This window comes from Streptomyces sp. NPDC086023 (genome assembly GCF_044540325.1).
GTDB lineage: Bacteria > Actinomycetota > Actinomycetes > Streptomycetales > Streptomycetaceae > Streptomyces.
This window is the reverse complement of record NZ_JBITRX010000029.1, coordinates 15,814-32,716: the sequence shown is the minus strand read 5'-3', so window position 1 is coordinate 32,716 and position 16,903 is coordinate 15,814. Positions and strand designations below refer to the sequence as shown.

The window sequence follows — 16,903 nt, the reverse complement described above, 5'->3', positions numbered from 1 at the left end:
CGCGCCGAGCGACGGAGCGCCCCGACCCCTCACACCCGGGGGGACGGGGCGCTGCCGTACGTGCCGGCGGGCGCACCGCCGTACGCGGCCCGGCCGATCATCTCCGCGATCCGCTCCGGCCCCACGGCCCGCGAGTACAACCAGCCCTGCCCGGTGTCGCAGCCCACCCGGCGCAGCCGCGCCGCCTGGCCCGCCGTCTCCACGCACTCCGCCGTCACCGTCAGCCCGAGCCGGTGCGCGAGCTGGACCAGGGCCTCCACGATCGTCTCGTCGGCCGGGTTGGGGTGGGCGCCCTCCTCGTAGCGGAAGCCGCGCACGAAGGAGCCGTCGAGCTTGAGCACCGAGACGGGCAGCCGGCTCAGGTAGGCGAGGTTCGAGTAGCCGGTGCCGAAGTCGTCGATGGCGATCCGCACGCCCATGTCGCTGAGCGCCTGGAGCGCCTGGAGCGGACGGCCCGCCGAGCCCATCACCGCGGACTCGGTCAGCTCCAGCTGGAGCAGCTCGGGCGCGAGCCCGGTCTCGGCGAGGATCTCCGCCACGTCGCCCACCAGGTCGGAGTCCCAGACCTGGCGTACCGCGACGTTGACCGAAACGAACACCGGCTCGTCGGACGGGTGGTCGAGCTGCCAGCGGCGGGCCTGCCGGCACGCCGTGCGCAGCACCCACTGCCCCAACTGCACGATGGAACCGTCCTCTTCCGCAATTCCGATGAACCGATTCGGCGTCAGCGTGCCGAACTGCGGGTGGTTCCATCGGGCGAGCGCCTCGACGCCGCGCACCGCGCCGCTCTCCAGGTCCACCAGCGGCTGGTACTCCAGCGTGAACTCCCCGCGCTCCACCGCCGGGCGGAGCGTGCTGGACAGCGCCTGCCGGGTCATCCGGTGGGCGTTGCGCTCGGGGTCGAAGAGGGTCCAGCGGGCCTTGCCGTCCGCCTTCGCCCAGTACAGCGTGGTGTCGGCGGCCTGCATCAGCCCGGTCGCCGAGGTCCCGGCACAGGTCCGCTCGACGACGCCGATCGACGCGGAGACCGAGAGCCGCTGGCCGGCGAGGTCGAAGGGCTCCTGGAGGGCCGCCAGCACGGACTTGGCCAGGTCGGCCAGCTGCTCGGTGCCGGTCGAGTCCTCCACGAGCAGGGCGAACTCGTCGCCGCCGAGCCGCGCCACCAGGTGCCCGCCCGGCCTCCCGTACCCGACCTGGTCCGCGCAGTGCGTCAGGCGGGCCGCCACGGCGGTCAGCAGGCGGTCGCCGACGCGGTGGCCCAGGGTGTCGTTGACCGCCTTGAAGCCGTCCAGGTCGAGGTAGCAGAGCCCGATCCGGCCCGTGCCGCCCCGGTCGTACGAGGAGGCCTCCAGGGCCGCGGAGAGGCGCTCGAAGAACAGCGCCCGGTTGGGCAGCCGGGTGACCGGGTCGTGCATCTGGAGGTGGCGCAGCCGGGCCTGGAGGTCGCGCCGGTCGCTGATGTCGGCGACGGACAGCAGGACGTCGGGCGTGCCGGGCACCGGGCCGAGGGTGACCTCGGTCCACAGCGAGTGCCCGTCGGGGTGCTTCAGCCGGCGGGTGCAGCGCAGCTTGGCCTGCCGCCCGCGGAGCACCTCCAGGTACGCCTGCCAGGTACGGGCCTCGGCCGCGAGGTCGACCAGCTCCGCGGCGGACTGTTCGACCAGGGAGTGCGTCTCCGTGCCGAGCAGTTGGGCCAGGGCGTGGTTGGCGGCCACCACCTGGCCGTCCCGGTCGACCACCGCCATCGGCAGGTGGGCCGCGTTGAATGCTGCCCGGTAGTCGCGCAGTTCGGCAGCGGACCGGCCGACGTGATGACGTTGCGTAGTCGTTGGCCGGAGGCTGTCGGCCGCTGAGCCGGGTCCTTCTGGGGTTCCGCTCACCGTTCGCTCCCGCAGTGCAGTTGTCTCGGCAGTTGTCTCGGCAGGTCGGTCCGGAACCGCCGGCCGGATGAGGGGAGACCGCCCGGAGGCCGTGTCCGCGCAGGAAAGTGTGCCGATCATAGAGGCTGCCGGGAGGGGCTATCCAGCGCCGGCGCCGCGCGTTCCGTTACCCGGATGGGCGGTAGCGCTTCCAGGATCGATCGTTTCTGCGCGGCTCTGTGCGGCTCTGCGCGGCTGTGAACGCCCTGCGCTGCGACCTGATCGGCTGTGACGTTCCGTAAGGCAGCGCGCCGCCCTTCCGCTCACTCGTGTGGGGCACTGGAACAGGACATAAGGCAATGAAGCGGCACAAGGTGGATGGACTGACCCAAACCATCACCGGAGGTCGACGTGCCGCGACAGCAGACACCCGGGGGAGTGGAGCGTTGCCGCGCGCGCAGTACGGCGGCGGCCCTCACCTCCCTGACGGCCCTCGCCGCCATGTCGCTCGTCGCGGGCCCGGCGGAGGCCGTCGCCCCCGGCGCCGGCCCCTGCGCCCTCACCCGCACGTCCGCCCACCACTCCCTGGGCCTGGACACCTGGAACGGCGACTACCCGAAGCCGGTGCGCTCACTCGACGCGGTGATGGTCTTCCTCTCCTTCCCCGACGCCGTCCCGGCGACCACCCCGCAGGAACTGACGGGCGACTACTTCCCCGCGACCAGCGAGTTCTTCGAGCGGGCCTCCTACGGGAAGTTCCGGCTGGTGCCGCACCCGCAGGAGCGGTGGGTCCGGATGCCCAAGCCGTCCGGCGCGTACCGGATAAAGCGTGACTGGGCGCCCGGCGACCGCGCCTCCTACCTCAGGGACGCGGTGGCGGCCGCGGACCGGGAGGTCGACTTCAGCCGGTACGACATCGTCTACTTCGTGGCCGACCCGGACGCCCCCGGCGTCGACTCCGACGCGACGAAGGTGGTCAACTTCGACCGGCCGCTGCGCGCCGACGGCTCCGACCTGCGCAGGATCGTCACCGTCTTCGAGAAGCACCCGCCGGACCGCAACGTCCTCGCCCACGAAACCGGCCACGTCTTCGACCTGCCCGACCTCTACCACCGGCCCACCGACGGCAAGGGCGACTGGGACACGTACGTCGGCGACTGGGACGTCATGGGCAGCCAGTTCGGCCTGGCGCCCGACCTCTTCGCCTGGCACAAGTGGAAGCTGGGCTGGCTCGGGCCGGACCAGGTGGACTGCGTCCAGGGCGGTACGTCCCTGCACACGCTCCAGCCGCTCGGCCAGCCCGCGCCGCGCGGCGCCGTCGGCGGTACCCGGCTCGCGGTGGTCCGTACGGGCCCCAACAGCGCGGTGGCCATCGAGGCGCGCGGCTCCGCCGGGAACGACGAGGACACCTGCGCCGAGGGCGTGCTGGTCTACAAGGTCCGCAACGAGGCCGCCTCGGGCCGCGGCCCCGTCGAGGTGATGGACGGGCACCCGGACAGCGAGGCCTGCTGGGACCGCTCCGTGTACCCGCCGCTGGCGGACGCGCCGCTGGAGGTGGGCGAGGCGTACACCGTGCCGGGCGAACGGGTCCGCATCGAGGTGGCCGACCGCACGCCTTCCGGCGCCTACACCGTCAAGATCACGACCTGACGGGCGGCGGGCCGCCCGCCGCGAGTCGGCCGCGCAGGTCGGCAAACGAAGAAGCCCCTCGCTGCTGCGAGGGGCTTCTTCCGTCGGTGCGCCGCCAGGGACTCGAACCCCGGACCCGCTGATTAAGAGTCAGCTGCTCTAACCAACTGAGCTAGCGGCGCCTGCTGACGTCGTAGACATTAGCACCCTCATCCGCCGGAGGAAAAATCGATACGCGCACGGCCTCGGCGGACGCCGCCCTGGCCGCCCGCACGCAGGCCCACAGCAGCACCTCGGGGCCCGGCAGCCAGGGCTGCCGCGTGTCGGGGGCCACCAGCCAGCGCGAGGGCCCGCCCGGCGCCCCCGCGGCCAGCGCCGGCACGGTCACCGCGTCCCCGCGGCCGTGGCACAGCGGCGCCGGAATCGCCTCGCCCCACTCCTCCCAGTCCAGCAGCGAGGGCAGCCGCTGGGCCGTCCCGGGCGCGGCGAAGAGCAGCATCCGCCCGCGGTGCACCGCCACCGGCCCCGAACCGGGCCCCGCCTCCCACAGCTGGTCCAGCATCCGCCGGCCGAAGACCACCGGGACGTTCACCACGTCGAAGGCCGTGCCGCAGGGCAGCACCGCGGGAGCGGTCGGCCGGGACTCCCACAGCGAGAGGGTGCTGCGCGGGTACGCCGAGGCGGAGGCCAGCCACGCGGCGCCCGGCGGGGTGACGGCCGCGGCCGGGTGCGCGGCGGGACGCGCGTCCTCGGCGGCCAGCAGGCCGAACAGGTCGAACTCTTCGGTGCCGGTGGCGGTGCCGCAGCCGGACGTCTCTTCGCGGGTCTCTTCGCGCAGCCAGGAGTTCATGACTCCATGTGTACCGGGTGTGGCGAACTCCTCTCGGAGAGTTGCCGAAAACCGGGACGCCGGAGGCGCGGGACCGGTACCTTGCCCCCTCGGCATATGCCAGCACCCCGTGCCCGGACGGGCCACGGGGTGCCGGAAGCGCGCTCAGCGCGGTCGCGAGGTACCGGTCAGTGGTGGCTCTCGCCCTCGCCGCGGAGCAGCCCCTCACCGAACTCGATCATCTTCTTCGCGTAGTCCTCGGTCCAGGCCGCGCTCTCCGCGATCGCCGCCGCGGACAGCCGGTCGAACCGGCGCGGATCCGCGAGCTGCGCCGCCGCCACCGCCTGGAACTCGATCGCCCTGTCGTGCGCGGCGCGGAACGCCAGGGTCAGCTCGGTGGCGCGGGCGAGCAGCGCCCGGGGGTCGTCTATCGACTCCAGGTCGAAGAAGTGCTCCGGGTCCGCCACCGCTTCCGCGGGCTCGAAGAGCAACTGCGCGGGCCGCAGCCTCCGCTCCCGCTCGGCCTCTGCCATCCGTGTCCTCCTGACGTGCTGCGTGCGATCCGTGCTTCCGGGCCACCCTCCATTGTCCAACGCCGCGCAAGAGGACCCCGGCGGCCGAGCCCGGCGGCACCCCCGCCCCGGTCAGGGGCGCCAGGGGACGCGGTGGCCGCTGAAGGCCGGTTCGATGTGGTGGGGGACGTAGAGGACTCGTTCATCTCGGGTGCGGTCCGCCCCGAGGAGCGGCCTGGCCTCGGCAGGTGGATGCGTGAGCCGCTCTGGTACGAGTGGGACGCGATCATGGTCACTTCTCTGGATCGCGTCACTCGCGACCAGACGCACTGGGAGATGTTCGCGGACAAGTGCTACCGGGGTGGCAAGGAAGTCATCTGCCTGGACGACCCCGCGCTGGACATCACCCCCGGCAATGGCCGGATGATCGCCTACATCAAAGCGACGCAAGCGCAGGAGTACCGGGAAGCCATCGTGCAGTAGCGCCGGAACCAGACTCGGTACTACCGCGATGAATCCCTGTGGGGTGGCGGTACTTGGCCCTTCGACTACCGCCCGGTCCTCACCGAGTACCAGGGCGGGCAACGCTACAAACTGGTCATCGACCCTGTGACAGGGCCCCTGATCCGTGAGGCGTACGAGCGAATCGGCGTCCAGGGGTGGAGCATGAGTCGCCTCTGCGAGGACTGGAACAAGCGGGGTGGCCTCACGTCGCAGGACTACCAGCGGAGTGTGAACGCAGACGAGAAGAAGGTCGGCGTGAAGGCGGCCATCAAGGGAACCAGGTGGACGCTTCCACCTTGGGGAAGATTCTGAAGAAGCCGATCCTTCAAGGGATCGCCATGCACAAGGGCGAGCCACTTCTTCGTGACGGCATTCCGGTGCGGTGGGCAGACCCAATCCTCGGTGATGAGGAATTCGCCAATTTGCAGGTAGCCGTTACCGCACTCGGTCGGCATCGTGCAGGCATCAAGTCCAACGCATCTCCGATGGCGGGTGTTCTCCACTGTCCGTGCGGAAGGAAAATGTATGAGAACAGCTCGGTAGGGAAGGAACGAGGAAATCATGGAACGCCAGTATGTCCCAGGTCGGGATAATAGGAAGAAGATCAAGGCACCGGCCAGACCTACGCCGAAAAGTGGTCCACCATGAGAGGTTGGAAGGAGCGGGGGCCGTTCCTTCGCGAGGCCGGCTTTCGACTCTTCGTCTGGGGGCACCCCAAGGAGAAGGGGCGAGACCTGGCTGTCTATGTCATCTCTCCATGCGCGGGCTGCTTTGGCTGCTCTGCCACCCGAGAAGCACTCCCTGGCTCTGCGGATGCTCATGGACGAAGTGACCGGGCCCTGAGACCGCACATGCCCTACGGTCGCCACGAGACGCGGTGGTTGGACCAGGAGTCCCACGTGGTCATCATCGCCTCCCAGCCGTCCGGGAACTTGACCGTCACGCCCAGTTGGACTGGGTCGGTCGACGGGTGTTCGTCCAGGAGTTCCGCCACGCCCGCGCGGCAGACCACCACGCACGCGTGGCGGTGCCGGGAGGCCAGGACGCACAGGCGGCCCGTCTCCAGGTGGAAGGCGGTGGCGTCCGGCCGCCCCGACAGGGGGTGCAGCACCACCGTCAGGTCGTACTCGCGGCCTTGGAGGCGGTTGGCGGTGTCCACCGTCACGCCCGTCACGCCCAGTTCCGCCAGGGCCGCGCGGACCGCCGCCGCCTGGTCGCGGTGCGCGGTGCCGACCGCGATCCGCTCGGCCGTGACCGGCACCGGCCCGTCGGACCGCTCCGAGACGGCCACCGTGCCCCGGTCCAGCACCCGGCGCACCACCAGCGCCACCGCCCGCACCGCCTCCGGGTCGGTGCGCGGGGTGTGCCGGGCCGGCAGCTCCAGCAGCCCCCACCCCGACTCGGCCGCCTCGTCCAGCACCCGGTCGGGCCCCGAGCCGTCGGACGCCACCCCGAAGGACAGCCGCCGGTCACCCGGACCGGTGCCGCTGCGGAACGGCGTGTACGGGTAGAACGCGCCCGACACCAGCGGCGCGGCCGACGCCGGGAGCCGCCACGAGACCGGCAGGCGGTGCTGCGGCAGCTGCGGGTTGTGCGCCAGCAGCGTGGCGACGGCGCTCGCCGAAGGGTCGTACGACAGCCCGGCCCACTGCTCGGCGCCCACCACGCTGAACGGGTCCAGCTGGCCGGGATCCCCCACGAACAGCGCGCGCTCGAACAGCCCGGCCACGGCCAGCAGCGCGTCCGAACGCATCTGGTACGCCTCGTCGACGATCGCATGCTCCCACGGCTCGACGCCCTGCACGTGGGCCCACTTCGCGGCGGTGGAGATCACCACCGGCAGCCCGTCCAGCTCCCCCGCCTTGCTGGACAGGGAGACCGAGGGCAGCTCGGTCAGCGCCGGGTCGTAGGACTCGGCGTCGCTGCTGTGCAGGCGCCCCACCCGCAGCTCCGGGTCCTTCTCGTGCAGCCGCAGCACCAGATCGTCCACCTGGGCGTTGGTCTGGGCGACCACCATCAGGCGCCGCCCGGCCGCCGCCAGCTCACGGGCGGCCCGCACCACGAGCGTGGACTTGCCGGCCCCGGGCGGGGAGTCGACGACCACGCCGCGGTGCCGGCCGTCCATCGTGTCGCGCAGGATCGCGCGGGTGGCCTCGGCCGCGGCGGCTCCGGGGTCGAAGTCCGTGGCGGATGCGGTCGGGGTCACGGCAGGTCCTCGGCGGTCGGGGTCGGCACGCCCGCGGCCGGGCGCAGCAGGTCCTCGGCGGTCGGCGTCACAGCAGGTCCTCGGCGGTCACGGCGTCCGGGGCCTCGGCCGTCGTACGGGCCGACGGCGGTCCGCCGTGGGTCCAGGGCGTGTCCTCGGGCTCGGGCAACCTGGGGCCCGTACGGCTGTCGTGCTCGAAGAGCGTCCAGCAGACCCGGTCGCCCTTCTCCGGCACCGACCCCGGCTCGGGGTCCCGGCTCCGGCCCATCTTGTCCAGCAGCCGCAGGACCAGCCCGCCGCCCTCCTGCTCGTACCGCACGAACGCGGCGCTCTGCGGGCGGCCGTCCAGCGAGCGGTAGACCTTCGCGCCGGGCGCGAGCCGTGGCTGGTCCTCGGTGGCGACGGTCACCAGCGGGCGCGGGCTGGGCCGCTTGGACTCCGTCCACTCCATGACGACCTCGGTCACCTCGCCCGCGAACGCCTCGCCGGCCAGCCGGCACCCCGCCATCACCAGCGGGTCGTCCAGCGCCTCCTGCGCGTCCAGCTTCGCCTGCTCGCTCTCGCGGCGCGCCAGCTTCTGCGCGGCCGTGACCGCGTCGTCCACCCGCGGCTGCGGCGGCTCGCCGGCCCTGATGCGGTCGCGGTGGGCCGTGTACGACCAGCGGTCGCCGGTCCAGCGGTCCTCGGCCCGCTCGCCGGGCGGCAGCGCGCGCAGCAGGTCGAGCGCCCGCCACACCGCCCACCAGGTGGGCCGCAGCTGCTCCGCGACCAGCCGCCGCACCTCCCGGCCGGCGCGCAGCACGGCCTCCTCGTCCCGGGGGCGGGCGGCGCGGGCCGCGTCGTACCGGGCCATGGCCGGGGCCAGCAGGCGGTTGTCGAAGGCGGGGTCGGTGGCGGGACCGGCGGGCGGCCAGAGCAGCTGGCCCCGCTCGTCCCGGCCCAGCTCGGCGCGGAGGGCCCGCTCCGCGCCGGACTCTCCCTCCGCGGGGTCGATCCAGCCGAGCAGCGCACCGAGGTGCTGGTCCTCCAGGTTGCTCTGGCCGGTGGCCCAGTGCCGGCCGAGCAGGTCGGTGGCGGCGAGCAGCATCGAGGAGCCGGGCACGCGGGCGCGCTCGCCGAGGTGGGTGAGCCAGCGGCCGAGCAGCGGGATGCGCGGCGGGGCGGGGTACGGCGTGTCGGGGTCCTGCTCGGCGGTGCGGCGGAAGCGCATGGAGCGGCCGAGCAGGCGTACGTACTCCACGCCGGCCCGGTTGGGGACGACGATCTGGGGTGCGTCCGTGCACAGCTCGGTGGTGACCTTGACCCGCTTGCCGGTCTCGGGGTCGGTCTCGGTCCGCTCGGCCGGCTCCACCTCGTCGGCGAAGCCGTCGACGTACGGCAGGACGGCGTCCGCCAGCTCCGCCAGGAACTCCCAGCGCAGGTCGCGGTCCCGGGGCTGCGGGACCACGAGCAGCCGGGGCTCCTCGGGGTCGGTGCCGACCAGCGCGCCGAGCGGGGCGCCCGCCTCGCCGGCGGTGGTCAGCGGTACGAGGACCAGCGGCCGCGGCGCCAGGTGGCGGTGGCGCACCGTCGCGAGGGGGACGGCACGTCCGTCCCGTACCGCCTCCAGCCGGGCCAGGGTGCTCAGCAGGGGCATCAGGGGACCTCCGGGGAGTCGGGCGCGGCGGCGGGGGTGCCGGCGGCCGGCGGCCGGGGGCGGGCGGCGGCTTCGGCCAGGGCCTCGGCGCGCAGCCGGGCGGCCCGCCGCAGGGCCTCGGCGGCGGGGTCCTCGGGCCCGTCGGGCGCGCGGGACCCGGCGGCTTCGAGGGCCTCGGCCACGGTGGTGAGCGCGCCCAGCTCCCCGCGCACCGAGCGGCCGAGGGCGGTGACGGAGCCGTCCTCGCGGGCCCGCTCACGACAGTGGAAGGCCAGCTCGCAGGCGGCCAGGCACTCGGGTGCGTAGGCGGCGGAGACGGACTCGACGGCGGCGGTGAGTTCCTCGCGGGGGCGCTCGGGGTCGAAGCAGGTGCCCTCGGCCAGGCCCTCGGCCAGTTCCTCGACCCGGGTGAGGCGCTCCAGCTGGCGGCGGGTGACGGAGCGCTGCCTGCGGATGTCGACGGATGCCGCCGTCGGCAGGTTGGAGAAGTCCTTGGGGCAGACCAGCAGCACCGACTGGTCCACGGCCGAGCCCTCCACGAGGCCCGCGATCCGCTCCAGGGCGAGGACGTACACGGCGGACTGGCGGGCGGCGGCGCCGACCTTGGCGGGGTCCGCGGTGCCGTCGACCATCGGGAAGGACTTGATCTCCACGACCGTCCAGCGGCCGTCGGGTCGGACCACGACGGCGTCGGGCTCCAGGAAGGCGGGGGTTCCGGCCACCTCCAGGGCCAGCATCGGGTGGTCGAGCAGCGCCCAGGCGCCGGCCTCGGTGGCCTCGCGGAGGGCGAGCGCGGTGCGGGCGGCGCGGCCCTCGGGGCCGACGGCGGTCAGGTCGGGGAGGAGCACCTCGCCGGGGACGGGGGTGGGGAGCGCGGGGCCGGAGCGGTGCTCGGCGAGCAGCCGGATCAGCTCCCGGCCGCCGTCGGCCTTGACCCGGGCCTCGAAGGAGTTGCCGCGGACGATCGCGAACTGGGACTGGCCGAAGGCCGCGGGGGAGCCGAGCGCCTCCGCGAGGCGGTTCTTGTCCACCCCGGCGCCGTCGAGGAGCGCGCGTCTGCGGCACCCCGGGTTGGCCGCGAGGGCGGCCAGGGCGCGGGCGTCGAGGGGCCGGGGTGGCACCTGTGGTCCGCGCAGTTCGGCCAGCCGCCGGCGCAGCGGCGGCCGCGGGTCGGGGGTTCCGTCGGGTGGGTAGACGCTCACGCGCGGAAGTCTCCCATCCGCCACTGACAGTGGGTGGTCGTCCGCGCTTTTCGCGTGCGGGATGATGGAGGGGTTATCCGTTTTGCCCGTTTATCCGTTTGTTCCGTTTGTGTCGGGTGCCGAACGTGCGCGAACCGCGCCCGGCAGGACGTCACACCGGCCGGAACCCGCGGTTCCTCGCGTCTGGAGAGTCCTCATGGCACCCCGCATCCTCCTGGCCCGTCACGGACAGACCGCCTGGTCCCTGTCCGGGAAGCACACGGGCCGGACGGACGTCCCGCTGCTGGACGAGGGGCGGCAGGGGGCGAAGCTGCTGGGTGCGCGCCTGGCGCGGGAACCCTTCGCCGGACTGCCGGACGTGGAGGTCCGCACCAGCCCGCTGGTGCGGGCCAGCGAGAGCTGCGAGCTGGCCGGCTTCGGGGACCGGGCGGAGCCCTGGGACCTGCTCATGGAATGGCACTACGGCGCGTACGAGGGGATGACCCCCGCCGAGATCCAGGCCGTCCGCCCGGGCTGGCTCATCTGGCGCGACGGCGTGCCGGACGGCGAGGCGGTCGCCGACATCTCCGCCCGCGCCGACCAGGTGATCGAGTGGGCCCGCTCCGCCGACCGCGACGTGCTGGTCTTCGCGCACGGCCACTTCCTGCGCACCCTCGGCGCCCGCTGGCTCGGCGAGCCCGCCTCCTTCGGCGCGCGCCTGCGCCTGGAGCCGACCTCGCTGTCGGTGCTGGGCTGGGCGTACGGGATGCCGGCCCTGGAGCGCTGGAACGACACCGGGCACCTGACTGTCTGACGGGGTGACCGGCCGAAGGGGTGCGGCCCGACGGCCGGTCACCCCGTCAGACCGCCGCGTGCCTGGTCAGGAACGACGCCACCCGGGGCGAGCGCTGGTGCGGCACCAGCGTCCGGGCGGTCGCCCCCAGCATCGACTGCACCCGCGAGGACTGCACCTCGCCGAGCAGGTCCAGCACCCGGTGGCCGGCTGCCGCCGCCTCGTCCGGGGCGCCCGCGTGGGCCAGGTCCCCGGCCAGCTGCGAGGTGTACAGGGCCACGTTCCGCGCGAAGTGCGGGTCCTGGAGACCGGCCGCGCGGCGGGCGTGCCGGGCCGCGCGGGACCACTCCGACAGCGCGGACCAGCACTGCGCCTCCAGCAGCTCCAGCTCCGCTTCCCCGAAGAAGGACATCCACTCCGGGTCCGCCGGCGACGCCCCCTTGGCGAACAGCGTGTGGGCCCGGCCCAGCGCGTCCTCGCAGGACCTGCGGTCCCGGAGCAGTGCCCAGCCGCCCGCCTCCCGCAGCGTGAGCAGCGAGAGCAGCCGGGGCGAGGAGAGGCCGCGCGCCGCCCGCTGGCCCGCCTCCGCCGCCCGGATCGCCTCGCGGGGGCGGCCCGTGTCCCGGGCCAGGAAGGCCATGTTCGAGAAGGCGTGCGCCTCCAGGCCCGCGTCGCCGGAGACCCGGGCGGTGGCCAGCGCCTCCGCGTAGTGCGAGCGGGCGTCGTCCAGCCGCCCCGAGTCGTGGGCCAGCCAGCCCACCGAGAGGGCCAGCTCGCCCGCGCCCGCGTGCAGCCGGTCCTCCGTGGACTGCCGGGTGGCGCCCGCGTCGAGCAGGGCGTAGGCCGCCCGCAGCGGCTCGGCCGCCCGGCGGTAGAGGCCGTCGGCGCCGTGCCGGTCGTCCAGCAGCCGGATGCGGCGTACGGCCTCCTCGACCGCGGCGGCCTCGGCCTCGCCGGCCCGCCGGGGCAGGGCGCGCCGCTCCGCCGCCTGCGCGGGTACGGGGCCCAGGGCGGGGGCGAACCCCAGCGTGGCGGCCGCCACCGTGGCGGAACCGCCGGTCATGAACGCGCGACGCAACACGTCGCTCTCCTCAGGTGGGACAGGGGCGGCGGCCGACCGTGCCCCCCGGCCACGCACGGATTCGCGGGCCGAGAAGCCCAGGTCGGCCAGCGTCCGCCCGGGGAACATGTGCAGGAAGACCCGCTCGTACGCGTAGTTGGGGCAGCGGATCTCACCCGCCTCCACCCGCCCGATGTACCGGGCGTCGCACGAGACCGACTCGCCGATCTCGCGGGCCGCCCGCCGCACCGCCGCCGCGAACTCGCCCGCGGACCGCCGGCCGCGCAGCCTGCGGAAGGCAAGGTTGGGGGTCGCGGGGGAGGTTGGTGACGACGCCATGGCCGTGCCCTCTCTGGCGAAGTGCTGCCGCCGGTACGTGTGGGGGTCCGGCGCGCAAAAACGTACCGGCCGGAAGGGGTACGGCAACCGGTGTTTAGCTACAAACGGGATATCTCACCCGCGATCCGCCATGAACTGCCATCCTTTGCGGCGGCCTGTCGCCGCACCCGTTGACGACCCCGCGCGTTGAACCATGAGGAGCGGGAGATGTCTCCCGGCCGGTACGAGAGGGTTGGCGAACTGCTGCGGATCGAGTGGCCAGGAGTGTGTGTAGCGGTGCATGAGTGTGGTCTCCGCCGTGGTGTGGGAAGCGTGCGCGATCGGCAGGGATCGGATTGTCAGTGGTGGCCGGCAGGTCCTGGGTGTTGATCACGAAGGGGGGAGCGGTGCAGCGAGATCAGAAAAGGCAACTGCGTGTCATCGCTGACCCCTTTGTCGCGCTCGGCCCGTCCGGAGTGGCGATACGCGACTTCCTGGGGCACCTCACCGACGTGGACGAAAAGGTGTTGCGGCTGGTCGGCGAACACCTCGGACATCTCGCCTCGCTGGACCTCAAGAACCGCTGCGCAGACGGCCCGGACCACAACTCGGATACGTGGGCGGCGCGGAAGCAGGGCTTGACGGCCGACTCCTCGTCCCGCTGGGCCGGGAGTGTCACGAAGTCCACCCACGATCAGTGGGCGCTGTCCCGCCGCTGCCAGCTCGCCCACATCCAGTCCCTGGAGGCCGGTGTGCGGATGCTGATGCACCGCCTGTCCCAGCCCATCGGGGAGAAGGGCACCAAGCGGGCACCCGGCGGATACCGCTCCAAGAGCGAGTGGTTCAACAAGTCCCGCCGCCTGGCCACGCTGGAACACCGCCTCGATGTCGCCCGCGCTGAGCGTGAGGCAGGTGTCGTGCATGTCGTGCGCGGCGGCCGACGCCTGCTCAACACCCGTCACAACCTCGAAGCTGCCCAGCTCACCGCCGAGCAGTGGCGGCAGCGGTGGGAAACCGAACGGTGGTTCCTCGCCGCCGACGGCGAGTCCGGCAAACGCTTCGGCAACGAGACCATCCGCGTCACCCCTGACGGCGAGATCAGCATCAAGCCCCCGGCACCGCTCGCCGACCTGGCCAACGCCAAGCACGGCCGGTACGTCCTCGCCTCCAAGGTCGCCTTCCGGCACCGGGGCGCCGAGTGGCGCGACCGCATCGAGGGCAACCGTGCCGTGGCGTACCGCATCCACTACGACGTGGAACGCGGACGCCGGTACCTCACCGCCTCGTGGACGAAGCCCGTCATCAAAACGATCCCGCTGGAGACGGCACGGGCTGAGGGCATGGTCGGTGTGGACACCAACACCGACCACTTCGCCGCCTACCAGCTCGACCCACACGGCAACCCTGTCGGCGACCCCAAGCGCTTCTTCTACGACCTCACCGGCACCGCCGACCACCGCGACGCCCAGATCCGGCACGCCATCAGCCAACTGCTGCACTGGGCAAACCGCTGCGGCGTCAAAGCCATCGGCATCGAGAACCTCGACTTCACCGCCGAGAAGACCCGCGAGAAGCACGGCCGGCGCAAGAGGTTCCGGCAGCTCATCTCCCGCATCCCCACCGGCAAGCTCAAAGCCCGGCTCGTCTCCATGGCCGCCGAGCACGGCCTGTCGATCGTCGCCGTCGACCCGGCATACACGTCGATGTGGGGCGATCAGCACTGGCGTGAGCCCCTGACCAGCAACAAGCGAAAGATGTCCCGACACGATGCCGCTGGCATCGCGATCGGGCGACGCGCCCTCGGACACCCGATCCGGCGACGGACGGCACCGCCCCCGCAACACCAGAGTGATGCCGCGGGGCATCGGACCGCCCAGGCCGCACCGGATGCACCAGGGCGTGAGGGAACCCGCCCGCCCGTCACGGAACGTGCACACGATGCACGTCGCCGGACGGGGACACAGCGAACGCGGGCAACCAGCGCATCCAACACCGTTCGGGATGCGTGCAGTTCCGGGAGCTGGCAGCAAATGTCACTCCTGGACACTGTTTAGGAACGGTCCGATGTCGGAGACAGCCCTGGAGGCCGAACGCATGGAAACCCGCAGCGGCGGGAGCGGCGAGGACACCGCCCCCGACCTCGTCACCGTCCCCGCCCGGCAGGGCCTGGAGGCGGTGGACATCATCCGCCGCGCCGCGGCGGCGGTCGGCGTCGGGCCCGTGCTCCACGACGGAGCGGACGACACCCTGGGCTTCCTGGTGCCGCACGGCACCGCCGACGGCTGGGACCTGCCGGGCAGCGCCTGTACGCACACCTCGGGCCGCGGGCTGCGCATCGAGCAGCCGCCCGCCCCCGAGGGACCGCAGTGGCTGCTGCCGCCGGAGGCCGTGGAGCCCGTCACCGACCCCGAGGTGCTGCGCGCGGCCCTCGGCGAGGCGGCCCGCCTGATCGAGGCCGCCGACCAGCTGACGCGGTGACCCGGTGACCGGTGGCCCAGTGGCCCGGTGACCACCCGGGCCCGGCGCCCGCCTCGGGCCGCGGCCCCTCCGCCCCGCCTCGGTGCGGCCCGGCAGCCGCCCCCGGCCCGTCTCGGTGCGGCCCGACCCCGAACCCCCGGTTCCCCGGCCCGCCCCCGGAAGGCTTGGCCCCCGGCCCCAGGCCCGCCCCCGCCCCGCCCCCGGCCAGGGATAATGGCCGGATGGCCAGAGAACGGCGCGGCAGCCGCCCGCGCACCCCGGAAGCAGTCGTCGAGCAGGTGGACGGCGGGCTCGCCGAGCTGGCCCCCGACCGCGAGCGCGCGAACGCCTGGACCCTCCTGATCGACGGCGCCCCGCAGTCCCACGTCGACCTCGACGACCCCACGTACCTGGATTTCGCCTACCAGCGCCGCATCGGCCACGTCATCGACCTGGCCGCCCCGGCCCGCCAGTCCCTCAACGTCGTGCACCTCGGCGGCGGCGCCTTCACCCTCGCCCGGTACGTCGTGGCCACCCGCCCCCGCTCCACCCAGCAGGTCGTGGAGATCGACGGGCGCCTGGTCCAGCTGGTGCGGACCCACCTCCCCCTCGACCCCGGCGCCCGCATCCGGGTCCGGTCCGTCGACGCCCGCGCCGGCCTGGCCAAGGTCCCCGACGGCTGGGCGGACCTGGTCGTCGCCGATGTCTTCAGCGCCGCCCGCACCCCGGCCCACCTGACCAGCACCGAGTTCCTCGACGAGGTGCGCCGCGCCCTGTCGCCCACCGGCTGGTACGTCGCCAACCTCGCGGACGGCCCCCCGCTGGCCCACCTCCGGGGCCAGATCGCCACCGCCGCCGTGCGCTTCCCCGAACTCGCCCTGGCCGCCGACCCGGTGGTCTTCCGCGGCAAGCGCTTCGGCAACGCCGTGCTGGTCGCGGCCGACCAGCCGCTTCCGGTCGCGGAACTCACCCGCCGGGTCGCGAGCGACCCGCACCCCGGCCGCGTCGAACACGGCCGCGGCCTGGTCGACTTCACCGGCGGCGCGACCCCGGTCACCGACACCGCAGCCGCCCCCTCCCCGCCCCCGCCGCCCTCCGTGTTCCGCTGACCCATCGGGAGGACCCTCGTGGCCGACCTGACACCTGACGACAGGCGACGGCTGCACCACTTCGCGGAGCAGATCGCGGAACTGGCGGAGCACCACGAGGGCCGGTGGAAGGTGCAGACGAGCGATGGCCGGATCCTCGTCGCGATGATGATCCCGACCGCCCCCCCCACGGACTGAACGTCCACGCTGAAGAGCTACCCGTCCGACTGGTAGGTCTCCACCAGCGGCGGGTGGTCGTGCCAGGTGCAGAAGACCGACATCTCGCGGCCGTCGCGGGTGAAGGTGACGCGGATCCAGGTGGGCTGCTTCCAGACCTGCATGCGCCAGCCCGCGTCCGGGGTGGCGTTGACCAGTTCGGCCGAGGTCGTGCCCAGGTCGAAGACCACCCGCCCGCCCTCCACGGCGTAGCTCTTCACGGTGCCGGAAGAGCCCGACGAGCCCGACGAGCCGTACGTGTCCGGGGCCGGGCGCGCGGTGCTGTGCTTCGGCTTCGGCGTGGCCGGGCGGGTGGTGGCCGGGGGCGGCGGTGCCGACGGGCTCGGCCGGGCCGAGGGCGGCCGTGAAGGTGTGGGGGAGGGCGGTGGCGCGACCCCGTGCGTGGAGGAGGACAGGGCGCCCGCGGAGAGCGGGAGGGCGCGCGGAGGGTCGTACGCGGTGCCCGACATGACCGTGTGCACGCCCCACCACGACAGGGTCACCGCGGCGCCGGTCGCCAGGGTCCACGCCAACACGTGTACAAGTCCTCTGTGCATCAGGGCACATACTGCACCACACGCCCCAGGGGTGCACCGACACCCCCGAGGGTCCCGC

Annotated in this window: 16 protein-coding genes and 1 tRNA gene; 7 read left to right on the top strand and 10 right to left on the bottom strand. The window is 73.4% G+C overall.

What is annotated here, in order from left to right; genetic code table 11:
* Window positions 1–29: 29 nt before the first annotated feature.
* Window positions 30–1,880: a putative bifunctional diguanylate cyclase/phosphodiesterase gene (locus ACIF6F_RS34515; protein WP_399956568.1), complete on the bottom strand. Its 1,851-nt coding sequence runs from the start codon at window positions 1,878–1,880 to the stop codon at window positions 30–32.
* Between the two features lie 390 nt (window positions 1,881–2,270).
* Here ACIF6F_RS34515 and ACIF6F_RS34510 point away from each other — a divergent pair, with 390 nt between their 5' ends.
* Window positions 2,271–3,509 (top strand): M6 family metalloprotease domain-containing protein, encoded by a 1,239-nt coding sequence (locus ACIF6F_RS34510; protein ID WP_399956565.1) that lies wholly within the window; start codon window positions 2,271–2,273, stop codon window positions 3,507–3,509.
* Between the two features lie 87 nt (window positions 3,510–3,596).
* Here ACIF6F_RS34510 and ACIF6F_RS34505 read toward each other — a convergent pair.
* The 3 genes from ACIF6F_RS34505 to ACIF6F_RS34495 all read right to left on the bottom strand — a co-directional run bounded on the left by ACIF6F_RS34505 (window position 3,597) and on the right by ACIF6F_RS34495 (window position 4,850).
* Window positions 3,597–3,670, bottom strand: a tRNA-Lys gene (locus tag ACIF6F_RS34505).
* Window positions 3,661–4,338 carry a bifunctional DNA primase/polymerase gene (locus tag ACIF6F_RS34500; RefSeq protein WP_399956561.1) on the bottom strand — a complete coding sequence of 226 codons (678 nt, stop codon included), beginning with the start codon at window positions 4,336–4,338 and terminating at the stop codon, window positions 3,661–3,663. The genes ACIF6F_RS34505 and ACIF6F_RS34500 overlap by 10 nt, the downstream gene beginning before the upstream one ends.
* 167 nt (window positions 4,339–4,505) lie before the next feature.
* Complete coding sequence (locus ACIF6F_RS34495) at window positions 4,506–4,850, bottom strand: hypothetical protein (RefSeq protein ID WP_399956558.1); 345 nt, start codon at window positions 4,848–4,850, stop codon at window positions 4,506–4,508.
* Window positions 4,851–4,982: 132 nt separating this feature from the next.
* Between ACIF6F_RS34495 and ACIF6F_RS34490 the strand changes: the two genes are divergently transcribed.
* Window positions 4,983–5,312 carry a recombinase family protein gene (locus tag ACIF6F_RS34490; protein ID WP_399956555.1) on the top strand — a complete coding sequence of 110 codons (330 nt, stop codon included), beginning with the start codon at window positions 4,983–4,985 and terminating at the stop codon, window positions 5,310–5,312.
* A gap of 236 nt (window positions 5,313–5,548) precedes the next feature.
* Here ACIF6F_RS34490 and ACIF6F_RS34485 read toward each other — a convergent pair whose 3' ends face one another.
* From ACIF6F_RS34485 to ACIF6F_RS34470, 4 genes are all read right to left on the bottom strand, one after another.
* Complete coding sequence (locus tag ACIF6F_RS34485) at window positions 5,549–5,896, bottom strand: hypothetical protein (protein ID WP_399956552.1); 348 nt, start codon at window positions 5,894–5,896, stop codon at window positions 5,549–5,551.
* A 293-nt stretch (window positions 5,897–6,189) separates the two neighbouring features.
* Complete coding sequence (locus ACIF6F_RS34480; protein WP_399956700.1) at window positions 6,190–7,458, bottom strand: AAA domain-containing protein; 1,269 nt, start codon at window positions 7,456–7,458, stop codon at window positions 6,190–6,192.
* Between the two features lie 148 nt (window positions 7,459–7,606).
* Window positions 7,607–9,175 carry a hypothetical protein gene (locus ACIF6F_RS34475; RefSeq protein WP_399956549.1) on the bottom strand — a complete coding sequence of 523 codons (1,569 nt, stop codon included), beginning with the start codon at window positions 9,173–9,175 and terminating at the stop codon, window positions 7,607–7,609.
* Window positions 9,175–10,377: a hypothetical protein gene (locus ACIF6F_RS34470; protein ID WP_399956546.1), complete on the bottom strand. Its 1,203-nt coding sequence runs from the start codon at window positions 10,375–10,377 to the stop codon at window positions 9,175–9,177. The genes ACIF6F_RS34475 and ACIF6F_RS34470 overlap by 1 nt, the downstream gene beginning before the upstream one ends.
* 196 nt (window positions 10,378–10,573) lie before the next feature.
* Between ACIF6F_RS34470 and ACIF6F_RS34465 the strand changes: the two genes are divergently transcribed.
* Window positions 10,574–11,170, top strand: a complete 597-nt coding sequence (locus tag ACIF6F_RS34465) for a histidine phosphatase family protein (RefSeq protein ID WP_399956543.1) — start codon at window positions 10,574–10,576, stop codon at window positions 11,168–11,170.
* Between the two features lie 46 nt (window positions 11,171–11,216).
* Here the strand turns inward: ACIF6F_RS34465 and ACIF6F_RS34460 are convergent, their stop codons facing one another.
* Window positions 11,217–12,548: a tetratricopeptide repeat protein gene (locus ACIF6F_RS34460; protein ID WP_399956540.1), complete on the bottom strand. Its 1,332-nt coding sequence runs from the start codon at window positions 12,546–12,548 to the stop codon at window positions 11,217–11,219.
* A gap of 362 nt (window positions 12,549–12,910) precedes the next feature.
* Between ACIF6F_RS34460 and ACIF6F_RS34455 the strand changes: the two genes are divergently transcribed.
* The 4 genes from ACIF6F_RS34455 (at window position 12,911) to ACIF6F_RS34440 (ending at window position 16,270) form a co-directional block, all read left to right on the top strand.
* Entirely contained in the window at window positions 12,911–14,581 is a 1,671-nt protein-coding gene (locus tag ACIF6F_RS34455) for an IS200/IS605 family accessory protein TnpB-related protein (protein ID WP_399956537.1), read from the top strand.
* Between the two features lie 40 nt (window positions 14,582–14,621).
* Window positions 14,622–15,005, top strand: coding sequence for a hypothetical protein (locus tag ACIF6F_RS34450; protein WP_399956695.1), 384 nt, complete (start codon window positions 14,622–14,624; stop codon window positions 15,003–15,005).
* 221 nt (window positions 15,006–15,226) lie between these two features.
* Complete coding sequence (locus tag ACIF6F_RS34445) at window positions 15,227–16,093, top strand: spermidine synthase (protein ID WP_399956534.1); 867 nt, start codon at window positions 15,227–15,229, stop codon at window positions 16,091–16,093.
* 18 nt (window positions 16,094–16,111) lie between these two features.
* Window positions 16,112–16,270, top strand: a complete 159-nt coding sequence (locus ACIF6F_RS34440; RefSeq protein WP_399956530.1) for a hypothetical protein — start codon at window positions 16,112–16,114, stop codon at window positions 16,268–16,270.
* A 17-nt stretch (window positions 16,271–16,287) separates the two neighbouring features.
* Here the strand turns inward: ACIF6F_RS34440 and ACIF6F_RS34435 are convergent, their stop codons facing one another.
* Window positions 16,288–16,845, bottom strand: coding sequence for a hypothetical protein (locus ACIF6F_RS34435; RefSeq protein ID WP_399956527.1), 558 nt, complete (start codon window positions 16,843–16,845; stop codon window positions 16,288–16,290).
* Window positions 16,846–16,903 lie beyond the last annotated feature (58 nt).